The 1654-nt window shown below is 39.2% G+C and carries 1 protein-coding gene; it reads left to right on the top strand.

From position 1 onward, the window contains the following. Window positions 1-298: 298 nt before the first annotated feature. Complete coding sequence (locus tag I2G42_RS16175) at window positions 299-1510, top strand: IS110 family RNA-guided transposase (RefSeq protein ID WP_055218916.1); 1212 nt, start codon at window positions 299-301, stop codon at window positions 1508-1510. Window positions 1511-1654 lie beyond the last annotated feature (144 nt).

Raw genomic sequence — 1654 nt, 5'->3', positions numbered from 1 at the left:
TTGCGCGTCTAACTCATCACTACTACAATATATTTATGGGTAATCCCCTTACTTCCAGTAAGGATTTATCCATCTCATTACTTAAACTGTTAGAATGTAGGATGCAATGGTATATCGACTTCATCACTTGGACCTCGCGTCCGTACTTTAGACTGATAACCGGCTCCTCATTCACAGTGTTCGTTTTATGCAGGTTGAATCACATTAGGTGCATTCGTGTCACACACAGTAGTTTGAACAGGTAATGAGTAAAACTGGTATTTATCCATTGTAATATTTTTTAAGGAGTGATAAATTTATGAACGCAGTAGGTATCGATGTTTCAAAAGGTAAAAGTATGGTTACAATTCTGAGACCATTTGGGGAGATTGTATCCTCTCCTTTTGAGATTAAGCACACATCCAGTGATATCCATTCACTTATTAAACTTATTCATTCTATCGAAGGTGAATCCCGGGTTGTAATGGAACATACCGGCCGCTACTACGAAGCACTTGCTCACCAGCTTTCAGCAGCAGATCTCTTTGTCAGTGCTGTTAATCCCAAGTTGGTCAAAGATTTTAATAACGATTCTCTTCGCAAAATCAAGTCCGACAAAGCTGATTCTGTCAAGATTGCCCGCTACGCTCTTGACAAATGGCAAAGTCTTGAACCGTATAGTATTACAGATGAATTACGCGCTCAGCTAAAGGTCATGAATCGTCAGTTCCATTTCTATGTGAAACAAAAAACGGCTATGAAAAATAATCTTATTGGCCTCATTGACCAGACCTATCCAAATGCAAATACTTATTTCAATAGTCCCACCCGCAGTGATGGTTCCCAGAAATGGGTTGATTTTGTCTCTACATACTGGCATGTAGATTGCATTCGTAAAATGTCTCTAAACGCTTTTGTTGAACATTATCAGAACTGGTGCAAGCGCAAAAAATATGCCTTCAATAAATCAAAAGCGGAAGAAATTTACACCAAAACAAAGGAACTTGTTCCAGTATTTCCTAAGAATGAAATAACCAAACATATCATCAGACAAGCTGTCGATCAGCTCAACAGTACTTCCGTTACTGTCGAAACAATACGCACTCTCATGAACGAGACTGCCTCAAAGCTTCCTGAATACTCAATTGTCATGCAGTTTAAAGGGATTGGTCCATCTCTCGGTCCACAGCTTATGGCTGAGATCGGTGATGTAACCAGATTCACGCATAAAGGAGCCCTTACTGCATTCGCCGGAGTTGATCCTGGGGTAAACGAATCTGGTTCCTATGCCCAAAAAAGCGTCCCAACATCCAAACGTGGATCTTCAAATTTAAGAAAGACTCTTTTTCAAGTAATGGATGTTCTTATCAAAACCATGCCTCAGGATGATCCTGTATATCAATTCATGGACAGAAAACGCACCCAGGGTAAGCCTTACTATGTTTATATGACTGCAGGTGCTAATAAATTTCTCAGAATATACTATGGACGAGTGAAAGAATATCTTTCTGTTCTTCCTGATCCAAGCTAATTCAAAACTTTTACTTTCAGACCAGCACTGGTTGTGGTGGCCTTATTTTAATGCCTAATTTTTAACCTGTAAAGTTTTTTAACTTTCTTCAATTTTAGTATTGACTTTTTATTTGCAGGCTAAAGTAACGAGAATGCGACGCGC

Source organism: Fusicatenibacter saccharivorans, assembly GCF_015557635.1.
GTDB classification, from domain to species: domain Bacteria; phylum Bacillota; class Clostridia; order Lachnospirales; family Lachnospiraceae; genus Fusicatenibacter; species Fusicatenibacter saccharivorans.
The sequence above is the reverse complement of the archived record's forward strand: the minus strand, read 5'-3'. Positions and strand labels throughout refer to the sequence as shown.

What these genes read in the sequence shown, in the direction of transcription:
- I2G42_RS16175 (WP_055218916.1), top strand. Translation starts at nt 299, where the DNA reads ATGAACGCAGTAGGTATCGATGTTTCAAAAGGTAAAAGTATGGTTACA.